At 61.1% G+C, this 22,412-nt stretch carries 15 protein-coding genes and 2 tRNA genes; 8 read left to right on the forward strand and 9 right to left on the reverse strand.

The features are described from left to right. Positions 1-134 precede the first annotated feature (134 nt). The 4 genes from F623_RS0106760 (at position 135) to F623_RS0106775 (ending at position 3,641) form a co-directional block, all read left to right on the forward strand. Positions 135-1,694 (forward strand): bifunctional aminoglycoside phosphotransferase/ATP-binding protein, encoded by a 1,560-nt coding sequence (locus F623_RS0106760; protein WP_018868197.1) that lies wholly within the window; start codon positions 135-137, stop codon positions 1,692-1,694. 51 nt (positions 1,695-1,745) lie between these two features. Next, the gene (locus F623_RS0106765; RefSeq protein ID WP_018868196.1) at positions 1,746-2,519 is read left to right on the forward strand and encodes a hypothetical protein; all 774 of its coding nucleotides are present in this window, start codon (positions 1,746-1,748) and stop codon (positions 2,517-2,519) included. Positions 2,520-2,580: 61 nt separating this feature from the next. After that, entirely contained in the window at positions 2,581-3,081 is a 501-nt protein-coding gene (locus tag F623_RS0106770) for a C40 family peptidase (RefSeq protein ID WP_231367695.1), read from the forward strand. Between the two features lie 41 nt (positions 3,082-3,122). After that, positions 3,123-3,641 carry a DUF302 domain-containing protein gene (locus F623_RS0106775; protein WP_018868195.1) on the forward strand — a complete coding sequence of 173 codons (519 nt, stop codon included), beginning with the start codon at positions 3,123-3,125 and terminating at the stop codon, positions 3,639-3,641. 392 nt (positions 3,642-4,033) lie between these two features. On the opposite strand, the gene secF is transcribed toward F623_RS0106775, so the two are convergent. The 5 genes from secF to queA form a co-directional block, all read right to left on the reverse strand. Beyond that, a complete protein-coding gene (secF, locus tag F623_RS0106780; protein ID WP_018861440.1) occupies positions 4,034-4,981 on the reverse strand; it encodes a protein translocase subunit SecF in 948 nt (315 codons plus the stop codon). 16 nt (positions 4,982-4,997) lie between these two features. Then, a complete protein-coding gene (gene secD / locus F623_RS0106785) occupies positions 4,998-6,866 on the reverse strand; it encodes a protein translocase subunit SecD (RefSeq protein WP_018868664.1) in 1,869 nt (622 codons plus the stop codon). A gap of 11 nt (positions 6,867-6,877) precedes the next feature. After that, positions 6,878-7,207: a preprotein translocase subunit YajC gene (gene yajC / locus F623_RS0106790; protein ID WP_018868665.1), complete on the reverse strand. Its 330-nt coding sequence runs from the start codon at positions 7,205-7,207 to the stop codon at positions 6,878-6,880. Between the two features lie 96 nt (positions 7,208-7,303). Continuing rightward, positions 7,304-8,419 (reverse strand): tRNA guanosine(34) transglycosylase Tgt, encoded by a 1,116-nt coding sequence (tgt, locus tag F623_RS0106795; protein ID WP_018868666.1) that lies wholly within the window; start codon positions 8,417-8,419, stop codon positions 7,304-7,306. Further along, the gene (queA, locus tag F623_RS0106800; protein ID WP_018868667.1) at positions 8,409-9,476 is read right to left on the reverse strand and encodes a tRNA preQ1(34) S-adenosylmethionine ribosyltransferase-isomerase QueA; all 1,068 of its coding nucleotides are present in this window, start codon (positions 9,474-9,476) and stop codon (positions 8,409-8,411) included. The genes tgt and queA overlap by 11 nt, the downstream gene beginning before the upstream one ends. A 101-nt stretch (positions 9,477-9,577) precedes the next feature. Between queA and F623_RS0106805 the strand changes: the two genes are divergently transcribed. Next, positions 9,578-9,664, forward strand: a tRNA-Leu gene (locus F623_RS0106805). A gap of 44 nt (positions 9,665-9,708) precedes the next feature. Then, positions 9,709-9,784: transfer RNA gene (locus tag F623_RS0106810), tRNA-Thr, on the forward strand. A 70-nt stretch (positions 9,785-9,854) separates the two neighbouring features. Here the strand turns inward: F623_RS0106810 and F623_RS0106815 are convergent. After that, positions 9,855-11,243, reverse strand: coding sequence for a TolC family outer membrane protein (locus tag F623_RS0106815; protein WP_018861445.1), 1,389 nt, complete (start codon positions 11,241-11,243; stop codon positions 9,855-9,857). 387 nt (positions 11,244-11,630) lie between these two features. Between F623_RS0106815 and F623_RS0106820 the strand changes: the two genes are divergently transcribed. Together F623_RS0106820 and F623_RS0106825 are read left to right on the forward strand one after the other, a co-directional pair. After that, positions 11,631-12,326, forward strand: coding sequence for a transglutaminase-like cysteine peptidase (locus F623_RS0106820; protein ID WP_018868668.1), 696 nt, complete (start codon positions 11,631-11,633; stop codon positions 12,324-12,326). A 10-nt stretch (positions 12,327-12,336) separates the two neighbouring features. Beyond that, the gene (locus tag F623_RS0106825) at positions 12,337-14,244 is read left to right on the forward strand and encodes a LapD/MoxY N-terminal periplasmic domain-containing protein (RefSeq protein WP_018861447.1); all 1,908 of its coding nucleotides are present in this window, start codon (positions 12,337-12,339) and stop codon (positions 14,242-14,244) included. A 62-nt stretch (positions 14,245-14,306) separates the two neighbouring features. On the opposite strand, the gene F623_RS0106830 is transcribed toward F623_RS0106825, so the two are convergent. The 3 genes from F623_RS0106830 to F623_RS0106840 all read right to left on the reverse strand — a co-directional run bounded on the left by F623_RS0106830 (position 14,307) and on the right by F623_RS0106840 (position 22,107). Next, positions 14,307-15,845 carry a retention module-containing protein gene (locus tag F623_RS0106830; protein WP_018861448.1) on the reverse strand — a complete coding sequence of 513 codons (1,539 nt, stop codon included), beginning with the start codon at positions 15,843-15,845 and terminating at the stop codon, positions 14,307-14,309. A 317-nt stretch (positions 15,846-16,162) separates the two neighbouring features. Continuing rightward, the gene (locus F623_RS0106835) at positions 16,163-16,492 is read right to left on the reverse strand and encodes a hypothetical protein (RefSeq protein ID WP_018861449.1); all 330 of its coding nucleotides are present in this window, start codon (positions 16,490-16,492) and stop codon (positions 16,163-16,165) included. Positions 16,493-16,593: 101 nt separating this feature from the next. Next, positions 16,594-22,107 carry a retention module-containing protein gene (locus F623_RS0106840; protein ID WP_018868669.1) on the reverse strand — a complete coding sequence of 1,838 codons (5,514 nt, stop codon included), beginning with the start codon at positions 22,105-22,107 and terminating at the stop codon, positions 16,594-16,596. Between the last annotated feature and the right edge of the window lie 305 nt (positions 22,108-22,412).

Genomic DNA, 22,412 nt, shown 5'->3' on the forward strand with positions numbered 1-22,412 from the left:
CGGAAAGGAATGGGAACCACCCCAATGTTAACCTGACCGGGAGGAACGGGCATGCCGCGATGCAGCGTTTCCGGGAACGAATCGGCACAAAAGCCGTCCACCCGATCGCGAGCCGGCAATCCGATGGAGACGTGATGAGCGCGCTGGAAGAACATCAGCAACAGTTGCAGGCCCTGATTGCCACACTGGGGTTTCCCGAACCCGCGCCGCGTGACCAGGTGCAGCGGATCGAGACCCACATCTCGACGGTCATCCTCGCGGGTGACTATGCCTACAAGTTCAAAAAGCCTCTGGCGCTGGGATTCCTGGACTTTTCCACGCTGGAGGCACGCAAGCACTTCTGCGAGACCGAGCTGGAGGTAAACCGCCGCCTGGCCCCGCAGATCTATCTCGACGTGGTGACCCTGAACGGTGAGGCCACGGCCCCGCGCATCAACGGCGAAGGACCAGTCCTGGATTATGCCGTGTGCATGCGTCGGTTCGATCGCCGCAAGCAGCTGGACAACCTGCTGGAGAAAGGCCGACTGCCAAGCGCGGCCATGGACGCGCTTGGCCATTACATCGCGGAGTTTCACGAACGCACGGAGCGGGCGGACGCCGACTCGCCTCATGGCACTCTTGAGGCGGCGACCCAGCCCATGCTGGATAACTTTCCGGCGCTCTCGGAAGCAGTACGTGGCGAAGCTGAGCGCGCCCGCCTGACAGCGCTGGAACGATGGACCCGCCGCGAGATCGACCGTCTCGGTCCGTTTCTGGAGTCGCGGCACCGCGGGGGCTTTGTCCGCCACGGACATGGCGACCTGCATCTGGGCAACATCGTGTATGTCGAAGACCCGGAACGAGGTGAAGCTCTCGCGGCCTTCGACGCCATCGAGTTCGACCCCGATCTGCGCTGGATCGACGTGATCTCCGAGATCGCGTTCACAACGATGGATCTTCTGTCACGCGAGGCGCGTGCACATGCCTGGCGATTGCTGAATGCGTATCTCGAAGGTCGTGAAGACTTCGCCGGGCTCGCACTCCTTCCTCTCTACCAGGTCTATCGTGCGTTGATCCGAGCCAAGGTGCAGGGCATCCATGCACAAGAGTCCCATTTGCCGTCGGACGAACAGGCCGCACACCGTGCGCAGATGGGCCGTTACCTTGCGCTGGCGGAACGCCTGACCGAGCCGGGTACGCCTCGCCTGATTCTGATGCACGGCGTATCCGGCAGTGGGAAGACCGTGATCAGTACACAAATTATCGAGGCCCTCGGGGCATTGCGGCTGCGCTCCGATATCGAGCGCAAGCGCATGGGCGACGAGGTCTCGTACAGCGAGGAGGCACGCGGGCAGATCTACTCTCACCTGCGCGAGCGCGCCGATACCCTTCTCGCACTAGGCCATACCGTAATCGTGGACGCGACCTTCCTGACACGTGCCCACCGGACACCATTCCAGAAGCTCGCCACCCGCCACCAGGCTGGCTTCGCGGTGGTCGCCTGTCATGCCAGCGATCGGATACTGCACCAGCGTCTCGAACAGCGCGCAGCGGCTGCTCAGGATGCCTCCGATGCGGATTACCAGGTGATGCAGCAACAACGCCCGCAGCAGGAATGGCCAACCGGTGCGGAAGGGGTGGTGGAGGTTGCGCCGGAACAACCCCTGGACACCGATGCACTCGCACGGCAGCTTTTGCAACCGGTTTCCGCCTGATCCCGCGTGGCCATGTCACAATAGACCCTGGTTCCTCTCTTGCAAATGCTCATGTCCCGTACTCTCGCCCTGCTCCCGGCCGCTGGCCTCCTGACCCTGGCGGCGGCTCTGCCGGCCCAGGCCGACGCTCTCTTGCACTACATCGACGACGAAGGGCTCGAGAGTCAGATCCTGGTGCGTGACCACATGATCCGCATGGAGTTGAACGAGGCGATTAGCGGGACTTCCGGTTACATGTTGTTCGACGCACGCAATGACCAGCTCACCGTGGTGGACGACGACGACCAGACCTATTTGCCGCTGACCCGCGAGGTGATGGACCAGCAGATACAGGCGATGACCGACATGGTCAGCGACCTGCGCCGACAGATGGAACAGCTCCCCCCCGATGTTCGCGAACAGCTGAAACAACAGCTCGGCATCGGCCCCGAGGGATTCGAGGCCGATATCAGTACCCGCGAGACCGGCGAACAGCGGGATATCGGAGAGTTTGTCTGTAGCGAGATCGAGGTCTTGATCGACGATCGCCCCCAGAGCACGGTCTGCGTCGCCGACGCGCAGTCTCTGGGGCTGGAGGAATCCGATTTCCAGACCCTCGGGGCCTTGATGGATCGGCTTTATGAGCTGTCGTTGCGCGCCCTCGAGGCGGGAGGGCCCATGGCTTCCCAGATGGGGGCGTCCCTGCTCCCGCGTGTGGAGGGAATCCCGCTGGAGGTTCGCGAATACGAGGGTGTCACAACCCGGCTGGCAGGACTGTCCACCGATCCACTGAGCGAGGCCCTGTTTCAGGTGCCCGAAAGCTATGAAGAAACCGAGATGTTCTAGTCTTCCGGGGTCTTTGGCCGGCTACGGGCTGGAGCCGGCCAGTATCCTGCCTGTTCTGGGGCTGGGGCTTGCACTAGTCCTGGTCGGGTGCGCGGGCAGTCCCGAGCCACGTGGGCCTGCCCCGGAACCGATCCAAGTGGACCCGGAGCCCCAGGTAGTCGAAGGCTCCATGAGCTACACGCCCGAGGTGGAACTGAAGCGTTCGGAGGTCGTGCTTGCGGCGCTTGGTCATCTGGATGCGCCTTATCGCTATGGCGGTACCGACGCCAGCGGGCTCGACTGTTCCGCGCTGGTACAGCGCGCATACCGCGAAGCGGGTCGCGATGTGCCCCGCACGACCGGCGAGCAGGCCGAGGCGGCCATCCAGCGTGATGGTGACCCAAGTCCCGGCGACGTCGTCTTCTTCGCGATAAACGGGAATCAAATCGACCATGTCGGGGTCTATGTCGGTGAAGGCCGATTCGTCCACGCACCCAGTTCGCGCGGGCAAGTCCGCATCGAGGAACTCGACAATCCCTACTGGGGCCCGCGCACCCGATTCGCAGGCCATTTCTTCGACTAAGCGGGCCTCGGGCCCCTGGAACCGACTACGAGGAAGGAACCATGAAGGCATCCCCCCATCTGCCCCAACTACTGTGCCGTTCGGTACTCGCCCTGGCCCTGAGCGCGGGCCTGGCGCTGGGCGCGACCGCCAGTGCTTATGAAACCGTAATGGACACCGACGAGCGCGTGATCTTCAAGATCGAGGGCGACTTCGATCACTACTTCGAGATGGTGGAAGAAGCGATTTCTGCCGAAGGTCTGGTGATCAACAACGTTGGTTTCATCGCGAACATGCTCGACCGTACCGCCGGGCAGGAGAGCGGCGAGGGTATCTACCTGGATGGCAGGTCAGTGGACTTCTGCAGCGCAACCTATTCCCGGGCCACGATGGAAGCCGATCCCCACAACATGGTGTTCTGCCCCTACATCATCACCGTCTACGAGCTGACCGACGAGCCCGGCGTCGTGTACATGGGCTATACCCCGGTACCCGAGGTCGGCGATAAAGAGTCCAAGGAAAGCTTGCGGGCCGTGAATGAACTGGTCGAGCGCATTATCAAGGAAGCCCTCGCGTTCTGATTGCCAGCGCAACCCAAAAAAGCCCGGCAGCCAAAGGCTTGCCGGGCTTTTTTATACCCAACTGAAACGGGCCACCCCTAGGGAGACGCTGATTTAATCGCGCGTCCGCGCTCGAGTCGCTTTTGCGTGGGAACAAGGCGCGGTGACTGCCGTGCAGTCATTCTGCACAAGGGAACCGCAACGCCGTTCCCGCGCCCGTTGTTGATCAAAAACGGGCGGCCGAGCCCCTGCAGTAAATGGCTTGCGGGGTTGGTGCCCCCTGTTCCCCGATCCTGCGTTGCGCCCCGAATCAATCAGCAACGGGCGGGTAGAACCACTACCCGCTACACGACGCGCCTTGTCTCGGAAAACAGGGGGCACCAACGCGGACGTGCGATTAAATCAGCGTCTCCCTAGGGCGTCTGATCCTCCTCTGCGCCTTCCTTCTTCACCGGCAGGAGCACCTGGCGGTCCACGCCCAGAAGCAAGGCTGCCGTCGCTGCGATAAAGATCGACGAGTAGGTCCCCACGATCACGCCGATAATCAGCGCGACCGAGAAGTTCTGAAGCGCCGCGCCGCCCAGGAAGGCCAGTGCAAACAACACCAGCAAGGTGGTCGTACTGGTGATGATCGTACGCGCCAGGGTCTTGTTCACGGCGATATTCATGACTTCTTCGGTGCCCTTCTTGCGCAATATACGGAAATTCTCCCGTATTCGGTCGTAGACAACGATGGTGTCATTCAATGAATACCCGATCACCGCAAGCACCGCGGCCAACACCCCCAGGTCGAACTCGAGTTGCAAGAGCGAGAAGATGCCAAGCGTGATCACCACGTCGTGGATCAACGCCAGCACCGACCCGATCGAAAAACGCCACTCAAATCGAACGGCCACGTAAATCAGAATCCCTGCCAGGGCGTAGATCATCGCCAGCCCGCCCTGCTCGCGCAGCTCCTCGCCCACGGCGGGCCCGACGAACTCCACCCGCCGTAGATCCGGGTCGTCCGGCCCGCCGTCCTGCAGCACATTGAGTACGCGGTTGGAAAGGGTTGCGGGGTCGTCGTCATCCTCGCTCGGGGGCAGCCGAATCAGCACATCGCGGGAGGTGCCAAAGGTCTGCACCTGTGCCCCGGAAAAGCCGCCTGCGGCCAGTGTCTCGCGGATCGGATCCAGCTCGACGGCCTCGGGATATCCGACCTCGACCAGCGTACCGCCGGTAAAGTCGATCCCGAAGTTCAGCCCCCGCGTGGCCAGCAGCGCCACGGAGATCACGATCAGGATCAGCGAGACGGTGATCGCGTATTTCCGTTTGCCGAGAAAATTCAGATTCGAATCGGCGAAGTTCAAATGCGGAAGCATATGTGTCTCCCGGCGCTCAGATAGCGAGGCGGTTCAGCCGACGCTGCCGCCCGTAGGTCAGGTTGACGATGGCGCGGGTCACAATGATCGCCGTGAACATCGAGGCGATGATCCCGATCGACAGCGTGATCGCGAAACCCTTGATCGGGCCGGTGCCAAACAGGAACAGCACCAGAGCGGCAATAAGCGTGGTCACATTGGCATCCGCAATCGTGGTGAACGCGCGGTCATAGCCCGAAGCGATGGCGGCCTGGGGTGACAGTCCGTTACGTAATTCCTCGCGTATTCGTTCAAATATCAGCACGTTGGCGTCTACGGCCATCCCTACCGTCAGCACGATTCCCGCGATGCCGGGCAAGGTGAGGGTCGCCTGCAGCATTGACAACACCGAGACGATAAAGATCAGGTTCAGCGCCAGGGCGACGTTCGCGATGACCCCGAACACCCGGTAGTACAGGATCATGAAGATCATTACCGCGATGAACCCGATCACGACCGACTGCATGCCGCGATCGATGTTTTCCTGCCCCAGGCTCGGGCCGACCGTGCGTTCTTCGACGATCGACATCGGCGCGGCCAGAGCCCCCGCGCGCAACAGCAGTGCGAGATTGCGGGCCTCGCGGCTGCTGTCCAGCCCGGAGATCTGGAATCGGCGTCCCAGCGGCTCGTTGATGCGCGCGACGTTAATCACCTCTTCGCTGCGAGAGGTACGCATTACCTGTTCGCCATCTTCCTCAACGGTTTCGGTCGTTGTTTCGATGAACACCGTCGCCATCAGCCGGCCGACGTTATCGGATGTCACTCGCGAGAAGATCCGCGCGCCCTGCCCGTCCAGGTTGATGAACACCGCGGGTCCGCCCGTATCCTGGGCGATACCCGAGGAGGCATCCGTGATGTAGTCGCCGGTCAGCATGACCTGGCGCTGAAGCAGAACCGGCGTGCCGTCGCGTTCGTGATAAAGCCGCGTGCCCGACGGTGCGCGACCTGTCTCGTCGGCCTCCTGGGCGTCACCACTCTCCGATACCAGGCGAAATTCGAGCGTGGCGGTCGCGCCCAGGACCTCCTTCGCGCGTGCCGTGTCCTGCACGCCGGGTAGCTGGACCACAATCCGGTTCTCACCCTGCTGGGCAATGATCGGTTCTGCCACGCCCAGTTCGTCGACCCGCGAGCGCAGCGTGGAGATATTCTGCTGCAGGGCCTGACGGCGCAGTTCCGTCAGGTGATCGTCATCCAGGGTCGCGACCAGACGGCTGGTGTCACCCGAACCCCGCGACTCCCAGACCAGTTCATCGCGATACTGGCGCTGGAGCCAGCCTTCCGCCGCTTCGCGATCCGCCTCGCTCTCGAACATCACGGACAGATCGCGGGAGCCGCGCTCCACGGTGTCGAACGAGATGCGTTCTTCCCGGAGGCGCCCGCGCAGTTCGTTCGAGTATCGCTCCATCGCGGTACCGATCACGGCATCCAGGTCCACTTCCATCAGGAAGTGAACCCCCCCACGCAGGTCGAGACCGAGAGCCATGGGCTGGCCGTTGATCGCCCGCAGCCAGCGCGGCGTGGCCGGGGCCATGTTGAGTGCGACGGTGTGGTTGTCATCCAGTGCGTTGCGCAAGATCTCGGCCGCTGTCGACTGCTCGTCCGTGGTTTCGAAGCGCAACAGGATCTGACCATCATCCTGCTCTTCGAGCGTATGCGGCGTCACACCCTGGGCACCGAGGATGGTCCCCATCAGTTCACGGATGTTCTGATCAATCTCGCCGGTGGTCGGGTTCCCGATCTGGACCGACGGGTCCTCCGGGAACAGGTTGGGCGCGGCATAAAGCCCCGCGCCCAGAATGACGACGACGATCAGAGCGTACAGCCACGCCGGAAAGGAATTGCGCATATTCGAAGACCCTAGAGGTCCTTGAGGGTGCCCTTGGGCATAACCTGCTGAACGGACTGTTTCTGCACGGCGATATTCACGCCATTGGCGATATCGACCTTGATGAAGTTCTCGCCCACCTCGGTGATCGTGCCGGCCACACCGCCATTGGTCACGATCTCGTCACCCTTGGACAACGACTCCACCATCGAGCGATGCTCCTTCGCGCGCTTGCTCTGCGGCCGAATGATCAGGAAGTACATGATCGCGAAGAAGATCAGGATCATGATCAGGAACTCGATCATGCCGCCGCCGGCGGCACCGCCTTCCTGGGCATGCGCTGCAGAAATCAGAAAATCCATCGAAACACTCCCGTCTAGCCAATCGGTTACGGCACCGGCCCGAGCGCGCGGCGCCCACGACCCCCGTGAACGGGATCGCGAAAATTGCCGCGCGGATTATGGCACAGGCGGCACTTCCATGCCGCGCCGACCATAGAAATCGGTGACGAAATCCTGAAGGGCACCAGCCGCAATCGACTCGCGCAGGCCACGCATCAGGTCCTGGTAGTAATGAAGATTGTGGGTTGTCGCCAGCCGCGAGCCCAGAATCTCGTTACATTTGTCGAGATGTTTCATGTAAGCCCTTGAATAATTGCGGCAGGTGTAGCATCTGCACTCTGGGTCAATCGGGCCCGTGTCGCTGCGGAACCGCGCGTTACGGATGCGCAGAACCCCTTCCCGGGTGTACAGGAACCCGTTACGGGCGTTGCGGGTCGGCATCACGCAGTCGAACATATCCACGCCACGGCGCACGGCTTCAACGATATCCTCGGGCCGGCCCACGCCCATCAGGTAGCGAGGACTGTCTTCCGGCAACAGCGGCAATGTTACATCCAGCGCGGCGAGGCGTTCGTCCTCGGGCTCACCCACCGACAGGCCGCCGATCGCATAGCCGTCAAAGCCGATCTCGCGCAGACCCGCGGCCGATTCCCGACGCAGCGCCCGGTACATGCCCCCCTGCACGATGCCAAACAATGCCGCCGGGTTGTCGCCATGCGCGTCGCGCGATCGCGCGGCCCAGCGCAACGACAGCTCCATCGACTTTCGCGCCTCGTCTTCGGTGGCTGGATAGGGCGTGCACTCGTCGAAGATCATTACGATGTCGGAGCCCAGTTCGCGCTGCACCCGCATTGACGACTCCGGCGTCATCAGCACCTTCGACCCGTCCACAGGGGACTGAAAACGCACACCCTCCTCGCTGATCTTGCGCATCTCGGCCAGCGAGAAGACCTGGAACCCCCCCGAATCAGTCAGGATCGGTCCTTCCCAGTGCATGAAGTCATGAAGATCGCCATGCGCCCGGATCACTTCGGTACCCGGCCGCAGCATCAGGTGGAAGGTGTTGCCCAGGATGATCTGCGCTCCCAGCTCGCGCAGCTCCTCCGGCGTCATGGCCTTTACGGTCCCGTAGGTCCCTACCGGCATGAAAGCCGGTGTCTCGACTTCCCCACGCGGGAACCGCAGTCGGCCTCGGCGTGCCGCGCCATCCTGGCCCAGGTGTTCAAACTCCATCGCGCTCCTCCCGGACGCTCGGCGGCAGATCGGCGGGATCGCCGGGTGCCAACCACATGGCATCGCCGTAGCTGAAAAAGCGGTAGCGATTGGTCACCGCATGGCCATAGGCGTCCAGGATGCGTCGATATCCCGCAAAGGCCGCCACCAGCATCAGCAGCGTGCTCTGCGGCAGGTGGAAGTTCGTCACCATCCGGTCCACTACGTGAAAACGGTATCCCGGCTGGATGAACAGTCGTGTTTCACCCTGAAAGGGTTTCAGTTCGCCCTCGGCCGCGGCCGTCTCGAGCGACCGAACACAGGTTGTACCCACAGCCACCACGCGCCCGCCACGTGCCTTGCAGGCCGCCACGGCGGCGCAGGCCTCTGGGCCCACCTCCAGCCACTCGGCATGCATCTCGTGGCGCGAGGTATCGTCCACCTTGACCGGCTGAAACGTCCCCGCCCCGACGTGCAGCGTCACGGTGGCCGTCTCGACCCCGTGCACACGCAGACGCTCCAGCAACGCGTCATCGAAATGGAGCCCGGCCGTCGGCGCCGCGACCGCACCCTCCTTGCGCGCAAATACCGTCTGGTAGCGTTCAGCATCGCTGCCCTCGTCCGCCCGTTCGATGTACGGCGGCAGCGGGATATGACCATGCTGCTTCAGCAACCCGAGTATGTCGTCGCCATCCACCAGGCGCAGCCGAGAAAACGGCCCCTGGCGATCCGTCACCTGCACCGTAAAGGCATCCGCCAGGCGCAGGCGCGTACCGGGCTTCGGTGCACGACTGGCCCGCACCATCACCAGCACCTGCGTGGGTGACTCGATCCGTTCCACGAGGACCTCAACCCGCCCACCGGTCGCCTTCTGCCCGAAGACCCGCGCCGGGATCACGCGCGTGTCATTCAGCACCAGGAGATCACCTGGCCGCAGTAGTGACTCGATCGCGCCAAACGCGGCATCGTGCGGCTGCTCGTCCTCCAGCACGAGCAGCCGCGAGCTGGCCCGCTCGGGCAACGGATACTGGGCAATCAGCTCCTGCGGGAGCTCATAGTCGAAATCGGAAACACGCATGGCGCGCGATCCTACCACGCGCCGCGCCCGCGAAAGTGCATAAACGAAGAGACGATCTGCCTTGTCACGGCCAGCCGGTGCGCTACACTAGCGCCTCGAAAGCCGGGATGGCGGAACTGGTAGACGCGCCGGACTCAAAATTCGGTTCTGGCAACAGAGTGCGAGTTCGATTCTCGCTCCCGGCACCACTCCTTCTTTCGGGTCCACTGCTTGGCCCGGAACTGCGCACCTGGCCGGTGTAGCTCAGCTGGTAGAGCATCTGATTTGTAATCAGAGGGTCGCAGGTTCGACTCCTGTCGCCGGCTCCATATCGCATACAGCAAAAGGGCCAGCCGAAATGGCTGGCCCTTGGCTTTTTGGCATTTCCGCCGGTGAATCCTAGCGGAAAATGCTTTCGTGGCGTGCCTCGGTCATCTGCGGGGCATCCGCCGGACATACCGATTCCGGGTCGATCCGGGCGGCATCATCCACCAGACCCAGGTCGGCGGCGGTCGGCATGTCGCCGCGCGAGATGTCGAGATACTCAAGCAGACGACCCAGGCCATTCAGCGCCCGTGCCTTGGCGATTTCCATATCGTGCTGGGCGTTGACGTAGGCGCGACTCGCCTCGAAGTGCTCGTTTTCGGTGTCGAGCAGGTCCAGCAGGCTCCGCTGCCCGATCCCGAACTGCTGGCGATACGCGGTGCGCACACGGTCGGACGAGTCTCGGTGCTGGCGCAGGAAGCGTAGCTGGCTTTCGAGCGAACGAATGTCGTTGTATGCCACCGAGACGGTCTGGCGAACGTTGCGGCAGACCGACTCCTGTTGATCACGCGCCTGGTTGAACTCCTCGGTGAACTGGCGCACCCGCGCCTGATCGGTGCCGCCGCGGAAAAGGTTCCAGGTCATTACCACCAGTGCCGATGTGTCATGGATACGGATGTCTTCACGTTCGAGAACGTCGTTCTCGTACGCGTGGCGCACTTGCAGGTCCACACGGGGGTGGAAGGCTGATCGGGCGACGTTACGCTGCTCTTGTGCCGCCTCCATGTTGCGCAGCGAGGCGAACATCGCAGGGTTCTTGGTGATCGCCTCGGTCAAGGCGTCCTGCACCGTGCCGGGGATGGGCTCGTCGGAAAAGGTCCCGACCATCTCCACTCGCTGGTCTCCCGGCATTTTCCCCACGATACGGTAGTACCGGGCATTTACGTCGTGCAGGTTTTGCCGCTCGGTCAGCAGATTGGATTCCGCCAGTGCCAGACGGCCCGAGGCCTGTTCGAGGTCTACACCTCGACCCACGCCACGCTCGGTCTGATCCACGATCTGGTCGTAAACCTCCTTGTGCGCGTCGTAGTTCTGCTGCGCGAGATCCACCAGCGCTCGCTGACGTTGGACATCGGCAAAGGCTCGGACGGCTTCAAGTGCGATCTCCTCGCTCGCCTCGCGCAACTCGAAGTACCGTACGCGCTGAATTTCGCCCAGTCGCTTCACTTCGCTCGCTGTCTCGAAGCCGTCATACAGCATCTGCGTCAAGGTGATGTCGACACCACGAGGGTTGCGCGAGAACGTATCGAAGTTGTCGTCACTGGAACTCTGACGCTGATACCCGGCGCGGGCATTCAGGTCCACCTCGGGCAGAAAGCGTCCGCGCGCGCCCGTTTGCTCCTCACCGGAGGCGCGAAAGGCATGCCAGCGCGACTGAACATCGGGGTTGGAGAGTACTGCTTCCATTGCGGCGTCACGCAACGGCTCCGGTGCCTCGGCCTGCGCCGATCCGCCTACCACCATCGCTACAGCCGCCGTCAGGGCAAGCAGAGCACTTCTGCCGCCCGCGGGCCTGGTTCCTTTCATCACTTGTACCTCCCATAAAACTGGCACGCCCAACGATCTCGCTTATGAGCTCGCACGCCCCATAAAGGGCGAAACGCTCCTATGCGCCTCACACTTAAGAACGATAGGCCTAAGCCCTCACCCGCGCAATGATTTTTGATGTTGATCACATAACGGAAAACAAACGCCTGACGCAGCGAGAAATACTTCACGGCACTACGCTTGCAACTATGTTTCTGGCTTTCCAGACAGGCGTAGCCCATCATTCGGGGAGTAGTGCTTTTTTCATCCACCGGAGGGCGCGCCTACGTGCTTGGCATCTGGCCCCGCAGTACACCCCGATTGATGCGGTACGCGTGCCTTTTTCTCGTACTGGTCGGTGGAACGTGGCTGCTGGGCTCGAGCCAGGCGGGTCTCGATGACTTCGCTCAGCTGGAACAGGTCGCCGCCGAGCGCTACGGAGCAGAAACCGCCGAGCGCGTCCGACGCTGGCGAATATTGCTGGAGGAACTGGCCGGTGAAGACGAGCAGACGCAGATCACGCGGGTGAACGAATTCTTCAACCGACAGTTGCGCTACCAGGACGACCAGGTGACCTGGGGCCAGGAGGATTTCTGGGCCACACCGCTGGAGGCCCTGTACAAGGGGGCTGGCGATTGCGAGGACTATTCCATTGCCAAGTACGTCAGTTTGCGCAAGCTGGGCGTCCCCGATGAACGACTTCGGCTCTTCTATGTGCGCGCCCGGCTGGGTGGGCCCGGAAGCAATCTGAGCCAGGCGCACATGGTCCTGGGCTACTTCACCGACCCACGTGACGAGCCCAAGGTGCTGGACAACCTGGTCACCCGTATTGAACGCGCCTCCCAGCGCGACGACTTGACACCGATCTTTTCGTTCAACAGCGAGGGGCTCTGGCCGGACGGGCAGACGCAGTCTGCGGCCGATCCCACGGCCCGCCTGTCACGCTGGCGCCGTGTCCTGGAACAGCTGGATGACTACGGCGTTGATCTCGACCGACCCATCAACTCGACCCCGGAATGAGGGCGCAGCCATGACGCTGAGAAAACAACTCTGGATCGCAGTGGCCATCATCATGCTGTTGGCGCTACTGGTCAGCATCGTGGTGAGCACCCTGTCTGCACGCAATTACCTGGCGCAGCAGCTACTCACCAAGAACATCGACAATGCAGCATCACTGGCCTTGTCGCTGTCCCAGCTGCCCAAGGACGAGACCACCGTGGAGCTGCAGATCGCCTCCCAGTTCGACACCGGCCACTACCAGCACATCCGGCTGGTTGACCCGACCGGCGACTTGATGATCGAGCGTCGCAATCCGGAGCCACCACAGGGGGTACCCGAGTGGTTCGTGGAACGCCTGGCCTTCAACGTTCGCCCAGGAATCGCTCACGTCTCCGATGGCTGGTCGTCATTCGGTACGCTGATTGTCGAAAGCCAGACCAATTACGCCTACGAAGCCCTGTGGGAAGGCACCCTTCGCCTCACCGCCATTTTTGCCGGCGGATTGCTGATTATCGGGCTGATAGGCTCCTTCCTGCTCGGGCGGTTGATACGCCCACTGAAGCAGGTCGTGGAGCAAGCCGAGGCCGTCGGTGAGCGGCGCTTCGTGACCACGCCCGAGCCCCGGACATGGGAGTTTCGAGCCCTGGTCCGCGCCATGAACCGGCTCACCGAGCACGTCCGGATGATGCTGCAGGAAGAATCCACGCGTCTGGAACGTCTGAAGAATCGACTGCAGCATGATGATGTCACGAGGCTTCTAAACCGTGAGTCATTCCTGGCCCGCTTCCAGGCGACGCTGGACAACCGCCATTCCGGCTCTGCAGGAAGCTTTGTCCTGCTGCGCATTTCCGATCTGCCAGAGCTTAATCAAGCCATTGGGCATGACACCCTGGACGAGCTCCTGGGGCGCATCGCCAGCGTTGTCGAACAACAAGCCAGTCTGACCGACTACGGTGCTGCGGGGCGTTTGAAGGGATCGGACATCGCGGTCTTCGGCGACGGCATCGGCGACAGCCGACGCTTTGCAGAATCCCTATTGACAGCGATTCGTGCCGAGCTGGGCTCCCAGGCGCCCAGGATGTTGACGTTCCACCTGGCGGGGACGCCCTACCACCCCGACGACACGACAGGCGAAGTCCTGAGCCGGGTCGACCAGGCACTGGCCCGTGCGGAACTTGAACCCGGTGATTCCATCGCCGAGGAGCCCTACGCGGTGTTGCCGCACGCCAATCAGAACGAATGGCGTACCGCTATAACCGTGGCTCTGGCCACCCACGGCGTGCAACTGGCGCGATTCCCGGTGGTCGATGCCGATCACGAGCTGATGCATCACGAGGCCCCGATGCGCCTGATGCTCGATGGCGAATCGCGCCCGGCCGGTTACTTCATGCCGTGGGCGGTCCGTCTGGATCTGATTCGGCAGCTGGACGACGCAGTGCTCGACGCCGCGCTCGAACAACTTCAGACCACCAACGAACGCCTCGCCATCAACCTCTCGGTGGACAGCCTGCGGGATACGGACTTTCGACAGCGGCTGGAGACCCGACTGTCGACGGATCCAGAGATCGCCGGCCGTCTCTGGTTGGAGTTTCCGGCTCGGGGAGCCCTGGCCCATCCTGCCGAGTTGCGTGATCTGTGCCGCGTCGCCCGTGTGGCAGGCTTTGTGGTCGGCCTTGAACATGCCGGGCCGGAGGCCTTCCGCTCGCATGACCTGACCGCATACGGATTGCACTATGTGAAATTGCAGGCATCGTTGGTCCAGGGCGTGCATCGTTCGACCGAGGCACAGGCGTTGATCCGCGGACTGTGCACCCTGGCGCATTCCATCGGCATCATGGTGATCGCCGAAGGCTGCGACAGCGCAGACGATATCGAGCCCCTTATGGATCTCGGCATCGACGGGGTGACCGGCCGGGCGGTCCAGTCCCTTAACGCCTGAGGCACACAAAAAGCCCCGCCTCCTTCGGCGGGGCCTGAAGCGCCCATACGGGTCTCTCGATCTTACTGGTCGATCTTCAGCTGGTCGTTGTCCAGCAGCGTCTGAATAATGACCTCGGAACTGCCGCCAAGGGTGACACCCTGTAGCGTGATGATCTGGTCTGCGTTGTCCTTGTCGCCGGCAAGCCCACCCTGTGAATGGACATACAGCACGGTATTGCCGTTTTCCGTCTGGGCGTAGAGATAATCGTCAAGGTTGCCTGCGTTTTCGCCCTGCAGGAGGTCCGATAGATCCAGCACATCACCCGATGACCCGTCCCAGGGCTTGAAGTCTGTAACCGTGTCCTGCGCCGGTTGTCCCATGACACTCGACTGGTCGCCCGCATTCCAGACGAAGGTGTTGTTTCCACCTCCGCCCGTTAACGTGTCGTTCCCGGCGCCGCCGACCAATGTATCGTTGCCTTCGCTCCCAAACAGGACATCATCCCCATCGCCTCCAATCAGGATGTCATCACCGTTCGAGCCGATCAGGGTATCCTCGTCGTCGGTTCCGACGAGCCTGACGCCCAGCGGCTTGACCGAATAGGCGCTCTGGTTGGGCCCTTCCCGCCCTCCAAAGAATGCAATATAGGAGAAGCTCTCGCTGTGCTCGATCGTGGCCACACCATCGATCACTACCAGATCACCCGTCGCAATCCGGCCCCCAAGCTCGTCATACAGAGCGTACGTCGCACCAGTAACGGGTCCCTGAACGGCGAACTGAATGCCATCGACCGGCTGGGCAAGCTCGAACAACAGCCCTTCGTTGTGTTCGATTGCGTTCGGCTCATCCGCATTGCTTTGATGGTCGACCGCATAGAAGCCACCTTCATCGAGGGAGACAGAGGCGCTTTGATGCCCTGTCTGCTTCAAGCCTGAAGCGGTCGCGGCGGTGCCTTGTGTTGAGCTGCCAACGGTATGCGCGCTCACGTCACTGTAGATACTGCGCGGATCGGGAGAGCCTGGATCCTGATCGCCGGGATCCTCGTCACTCGGATCCTCATCACCTGGGTCTTGCGCGCCGGGATCCTCGTCATCAGGAATCACAGCCGGGGGTTGTTCATCCGCCGTGACAGCAAGTGAGCTCGAATCATTTCCACTGCCCAGTTCAGGCTGCCCCAGTACATTGTCGGGGAACAGGTATTGGAGCGGGTCGATGTCATCATTCACCCGAGCGACCCGGACAAACCCGCCCCCTTCACCCGGTGTTCCCCCTTCCACACCCGCGGCCGGGGCCTCCAGCAAATCATCCAGGGTCTCGCCTCGCTCCAGAGCGGCAACAATCTCTTCAACCGTGGCATCGCCAATCTGGGACTCCATCGGATCAGCGTCTGTGGAGTCCACAAGGTCCTCTGTGATGGTGGCGCCCTCGCCCTCCGCCAGGGTCACGCTCGAGCCATCCACTAAAGCGAGTTCCACCAAGCCACCGGGCTGGGTTGCGACCTCGTCACCGGCGTAAATCGGGTCACCTTGCTGAAGTACTCTCGAGTTGCCCTCTGGGTCCCGGGCGATCACGGTGCCGATCACCGCCTGCACTGTAGCGATAATCGTTTCTGCGCTCATGGTTGTGTTCCTCGTCATGCTCCCCACACCGGGGTGCTTACGACTGATTAGATACGCTCAACGTAGAAATCGCGTTAGCTGTACTGAAGTACAGGGGCAGAGCCGTTTTGGGTGACGTCAGAAAAAGGAAAATCGTAGGCGCGGCGAAAGCGCTCACCAAGAATGCCGGTCAACACCACGGAACGGACCCAATATCCCGTTGGCTTCCATCGTCGGGAATCTGGCCGCGAGCCATTGGTCATGCTCATGCCCCAGGGCATAAACCCGGAGCCACCATCAGTCCGCCGAAACAAGGGGCAGATGATTTTCCAATCTACTTAAAGCAGTCCTTCTTCATCTTCGACCAGATTCAAGCGCCTGGCTGAAGCCCGGAGATCCTTGCGACCCAGTAATTTCTGTTGTGCCGCGTCCGGTAGATCCGTAAACCGGATCACGCCCTTGTCTGTCAGCACCTCCACCAGGTCCTCCAGCACACGGATCAGCTCCAGGTCCGAGGCCTGCAGCGCAGCGGGCGCAGGCTCGGCACCATTGCCAGCCAGGAAGTCCAGAAGCTCCGGTGAATCAGCCGCCACGAACTCCACGCACTCGGCATTCACGTCCCGGCTCACCAGATCGATCCTGCCCTCTGCATCCCGTCTCACATACATAGGCCCCTTCCCGGTCGTTCGGCATTTCCGCTCCCAGCCTACACCCTCAGACACGAGAAAGCCCCGCCGATTCAGACCGGCGGGGCTCCCCATGCGACCCGCTACTGGTCAATCTTCAGCTGGTCGTTATCCATCAATTGCTTGACGAAATCAGCCGAACTCTGGCCATCCATGCTTACCCCTTCCAACACGATGGACTGATTGTGCGCCCAGTCACCATCGTTATTATTCGGGTTACCACTATTGCCCGGCGAAGTGTCACCCTCCGTGCGTACGTACAGCACCGTGTTTCCATCGCCATCCTCTTCCGCGAGGATGTATTCGTCCACATTGTCGGCGTCGGCCCCCACCAGGAGGTCCGAAAGATCGAGTTGGTCTGCTTCACCTTCTCCGGTGAAGCCGTTTTGCGAATCGACAGTGAAATCACGCACCACATCCCGCGGCATCGCGTCTGGATCATAGGCCCCGCTATTGATATCACCGGTCGACGGGACATCTCCGGCGACGTCACCGGGCCAGATGAATGTATCGGCACCATCCCCGCCGATCAGGATGTCATTGCCGGCACCCGCCGCGATCTGATCCGCACCCGAGGTGCCCACCAGGATCTCGTCCGCCTCCGAACCCGCAATGGTCGCTCCCGGCTCGACATCGTCACCCCAGATCACCTCCACATCCGGGCTGTCGATACGGATCGAAAGGGTCGCAACCGCTTCATCACCGTTCGGATGGGTCAGTTTGTAATCGAAGGTCTCGATGCTCCCGGCGTTGGCAACATCATTGGATGCCGTATAGGTATACGTCCCGTCCTCCGCGAGGGTCAGTGAACCAAACTCCCCGGCCACCGTATGTTCGCCATCGACTTCGACGAATCCATCGCCATCGAAGATGCTCAGGGTCGTCGAATCGCTGCCTGGCTCATCGGAATTGCCTTCGGCGTCCTCATCCGTAATAACATTCCCGTGAACCGCATTGTCGACCTGCTGGCCTACCACAATCTCGGAGAATCCGACCTCCCCGCCCCAAGAACCGAGAAACCAACTTCCGTCATTAGTTTCTTCGCCGGTCAGCTCAAGCCGGTAGTGACCTGGTCCCAGGTCATCTGGAAGATCCATTGGCACATTAAACTCCGACCCCTGTGATGAGTCGCGGGTGAGCACACCATTCCCAACCAGCACCTCTCCGTCATCCGAGTCTTCAAGGAATAGTGCCCATGTGAGTTCGGCTTCCCCGTTTCCAGCAATGCCGCTGGAAAACACCGAAAATTCGGCATTTATCGCAACGGAACCCGAATATCCTTCACCAATGGTGAACTCGCGAGTCTCTGCCCAATCCGTCCCTTTCTCACGACCGCTCAGGTGTTCTTCCAAGGACTCGCCGACGTAGGCCGTGTTCAGATTGTCGACCGCGGTCACGGCGCTGCTGTACACGACCTCCGTGCTGTCGATGTCCACGTCGCTCCACACGCCATCAGTGGAAACTGCTTGCGCCGAAACCTCGATTTCATTGGCTCCAGCATCCGGTCGGACCGTCAATCCGGTGATGTCCGCCGGATCCACTGTATAGAGGCCATCGACCGACGTCTGCACGTTACCGTTGACCAGGAGTTCGCCACCCTGAACCTCCAGTTGGTAGTAGTCGATCTCACCCGGATCATCGATACTTCCGTCGAGCGAAACAGTGTAGATCGTGGACGTGACATCCAGCTGTCCCTGAATGTTGCTGACATCGACGACTTCGTCCGGATGCGTAGAACGGACCTCAAACATAATCTCCGCCCGCCCGTTTTCGTCCAGCACCACGGTCAGCGATTCGTCCTCCGGATCAAACACGGTGTCATCGGCATTGTCCGGGTCGTACCAAGACGTTTCGTAGATCTCCTCGCCATTTGCAAAGACCTTGAAAGTATCCCGAGTACCGCCCCGGTTCTGCCAAGATGGAAGATTGTCTGGGTTGCCGTCCTCCCACCCGCCCTTCGCCTGCTGAGTCCAGGTAAGAGTGAAGCTCTGGCCAGCATTGGCCTGACCAAAGTCGAACATCAGCGTTTCGGTATCCGCCGGAGGGTTCGGGTCGTCGATAATCCCATCGCCGGACCCACCGACACCCAGATCCTCAAAATCGTCCTTAAGGACAGTCTCCTGCCCCTCCTCGGAGTCGACCGCAACCGAAACCAATGGACTCAGTAGCTCCCCGGACTCGGGGAAGTCCACCACAGCAGGATCAAAAACGATTGGAATCACATGGCTGGCATCATCACCATCACCATCTTCTGCATGGAAGGTCACTGGAAGCTCGAAACTCTCCGAGGCATCCATGTAGGTCCCGGACATTCCCTTGATGTTGTACTGATTCCCGCCCGAAGCCCCAAGGAAACGGATCTCGTCGAAACCACCTGGTTCGTTGATCGACAGGCTGTTACCGGAGCCCACAAGGTCGCCGTCGCGGTAGATTTCCCAACTCGGTGTCCCCTGGTTCCCCATTGTGAAATCGAGGTCAGTGACATACTGATTAAAGCTTGCCGACAGGGTCTGCCCACCACTGATCAGATTATTCGCGACGCCAATACCGCTTCCAGACCAATTGACCGCGCCATTGTCCGACGCAAACTGGACCTCCAGACCGTTGTCGAACACAAACAGGTCATCGTCTATTCCGCCACCGGAGGTCAGGCTTTCTTCGTCGAAACTGCTCCGCGCCACCGGGTCAATCGGTTCGAGCACATTGACGCTGTAGCTACCATCAAGCCCAGCCTGGATGGTAAAGACTGGATCTCCATTCGTATTGAAGGCAGTGAGCGTCGCTGTATCGCTGTCGAAACTGAGGGTGAGCTGCTCCCCCCGGGACGTCAATAGGACCTCCTCCCCATCGAGAAGGGCCACGAGATGCCCATCGTCATTCACGGCCAGCTCGATGTCCTTGATGAATGCCCCGTCGATGTCGGCGCCAATGTTAAGGCCGTTATTGCCCTCGATCGGACTTTCGGTCACCGAACCAGAAAGGGTGATACCTTCACCGCCTTCGAACACAGGAGCATCGTCACGAATCAACACGTCAATGGTGTCGTCGGCGACCTGATCATTGTCATCCGTCAGCGCAACCTTAATCGCCTCTTTCCAGTCCAGGTTACGGCCCTGACCATCGGGATGTTCGATCGGCTCGCGGAATTCCAGATCGAAACTGACTTCGCCCGTATCGCTGTCGAAATCGGTAAGGGTCAGCAGATTTCCATTGTCGGTTTCGATACTGACCGTATTGGATTCACCAAGAGCCTGGAGTTGATCGAGCGTCAAGACCACAGATCCATCTTCCTCGGTAGCCCCCACGCCGTTGTTCCCGCTCAATGTTCCTACGATTGCCAAGCTGGCAATACCTGCCGGGGCAACGAGCGCGAAGCTTCCCGATTTCACCAATTGAGCGGAATCCGGGTTTGTACCGTTCTCCAGATGCTTCTCGTCGAAGAAGAAATCCTTCTCGCCCAACCCTGTAATTTCCGGCCCCGGGACCGGAACCCCAGTGACTGCCGAGGCCTGATCACTCAACTCGAACGGATTCACCCCGTCCTCGGCGATGGTCACCGTACCTTCAACAGTTGCCGCCAGTTCGTTCCCCGACACCTGCCCGTTTCGGATCGCCTCGGCACCGTTGGCCGTCAGCACCACGTGGTTCCCGTCCAGCGCGAGATAACCGTTGCTGTCCTCGGTCAGCGACAGGGCGATCTCGCCCGCCAGGCCGCTGTCGATGCCATCTAGGTCCAGATCAGTGCTGATCTCGAACACCACATCACCGGCGTCAGCGGACTGAGGCCAGCCCTCCGGGGCATCCACTGCCGACAGCTCCACTGTCAGCTCCGGATTCGGCACCGGCACCTCGTCGATCGCCGCTTGCGCGTCATCACTCAGCACGAACGGGTTCACGTCGTCCCCGGCGATGGTAACCGTGCCTTCAACCGCCGCTATCAAACCATCCAGTCCGAGTTGGCCGTTGCGGATGGCAGTGGCACCATCTTTGGTCAGCACCACATTGTTGCCGTCCAGTGTCAGAAAACCGTTGCTGTCCTCGGTCAGGGTGAGAGCGATGTTGCCCGCCAGCCCTTCGTCGATGCCATCGAGTTCCAGATCCGCGGTGACTTCAAACACCACATCACCTTCATCCGCTGACTGCGGCCAACCCTCAGGCTGCTCGGCCATCGACAACTCGATCGTCAACTCCGGGCTTGGCACTGGCACCAGGACACCACCCTCGGCGCTCGCTTCGAGAGTGAAGGTGTTAACGAGGTTCTCGCCGATAATCAGGGTGCCTTCGATGGTCACGCTCAGATCGTTTCCAGAAACCTGCCCGTTCTGGATCGCTTCGGCGCCTGCCTCGGTCAGGGCAACCGACCATTGGCCCCACTCATCCTGGGAAAGCTCAAGGTATTCGACGTCGCCACCGACGATTTCGTAAGTAAACTGGCCGAGTGACTCATCGATTCCATCAAAGTCAGCCTGCGGGTTAATCCAGAATACGGTCATACCCTCTTCAACTTCCGAGGAGGGAAATCCCAAATCCTCAGGGAAGGGGCCTTCTACATCCGTATTTAGCGCCTGCACGCCGAGATCCTTACCGTCGCCCAGATCGCCCTGCGGAGGCATCGGGAATACTTCTCCCGGCAACAACTGGAAATCAAATGTCGGCTCCGGCACTTCGACGGCAACGATTGAGCTGTCCGTGGCTGAAACCAGGCCAATTCCGTCAATCTCGACGGTACCCTGAACGTCTACGGAGAGTTCGTTATTGGGAACCTGGCCATTCTGCAGTGCCCATGCACCCTGTTCGGTCAGAACGATGGCTGGATTACCATCGGCATCAGAACCGATCTCCAGATAGGCCGAGTCGCCGCCAACAATCTCGTACGCAATCGGGCCGGCCGCCGATTCGGGTAGTCCATCCAGGTCCAGCGTGGCACCCAGGCTGAACACCACCATGCCGGCCCCGGGCTGTTCAGAGGGCAGCATGTCGCCCTGTTCGGCCAGAGCGGCCATCGGGCCCTGACCCAGGGGACGGATATCGGAGCCCACCCGCGATACAAGATCATTGACTGGTGTAACAGCGATGACGAGGCTGGGTTCCGAATCCACATCATCCGTACCGGCGAGGGTCCCTCCACCTTCACCATCCGCTTCGCCGGGGCCTCCCAGTGCGTTCGGGTCGTAGGTATATTCGATCTGGCCGACCTCTTCGGAGCCGCGGGCGATGCGGACGAAGCCGCCGCCTTCGCCGGCTGCGCCGCCGTCGGCACCGGCGGCCGGCGCTTCGATGATGTCGGTGATGTCTTCACCGCGATCCAGGGCGGCGATGATCTCTTCGACCGTAGCGTCGGCGATCCCGCCTTCTTCAGGCGCGGGTTCGGCGGTTTCCGCCAGATCGTCGGTGATGGTGGCCGACTCGTTGCCCGCCAGGGACATGGTGGACCCGTCCTCGAAGGCCATTTCGATGAAGGCGCCGTCTTCGGCGATGACTTCCTCGCCGTAGAAGATCTCGTCTCCGGGTTGCAGGACGCGGGTGTTGCCGTCCTCGTCCCTGGCAATGACGGTACCCACCACGGATTCGACGGTAGCTACGACAACTTCAGACATGACCTTCTCCTTGGACTCGGAAGTACTTCACAGTTTTCGATGGGTACGAGCCTAGGGGAGTCGGTCTTGGCACGACAGGTGTACCGAAGTACAGGGTTTGTGGGGTTACGGGAGAATCGATATGGGCCTCGGTTGGACGAAAGCGGCTGGAAGTTGCGTGGGGCGGGGGCTGGGTTGATGCGATTCGCTCCGCTCATAGGCATCCTACGTGACGCTCCCCCCTCGTTTGATGAGGGTCGTAGGATGCGGATGAGCAAAGCGAATCGCATCGCCGCCGCTAGAGGCGGGTTTCGCGGATGGCACGA

Origin of the sequence: Thioalkalivibrio sp. ALD1 (assembly GCF_000381245.1) — a bacterium.
Lineage (GTDB): Bacteria > Pseudomonadota > Gammaproteobacteria > Ectothiorhodospirales > Ectothiorhodospiraceae > Thioalkalivibrio.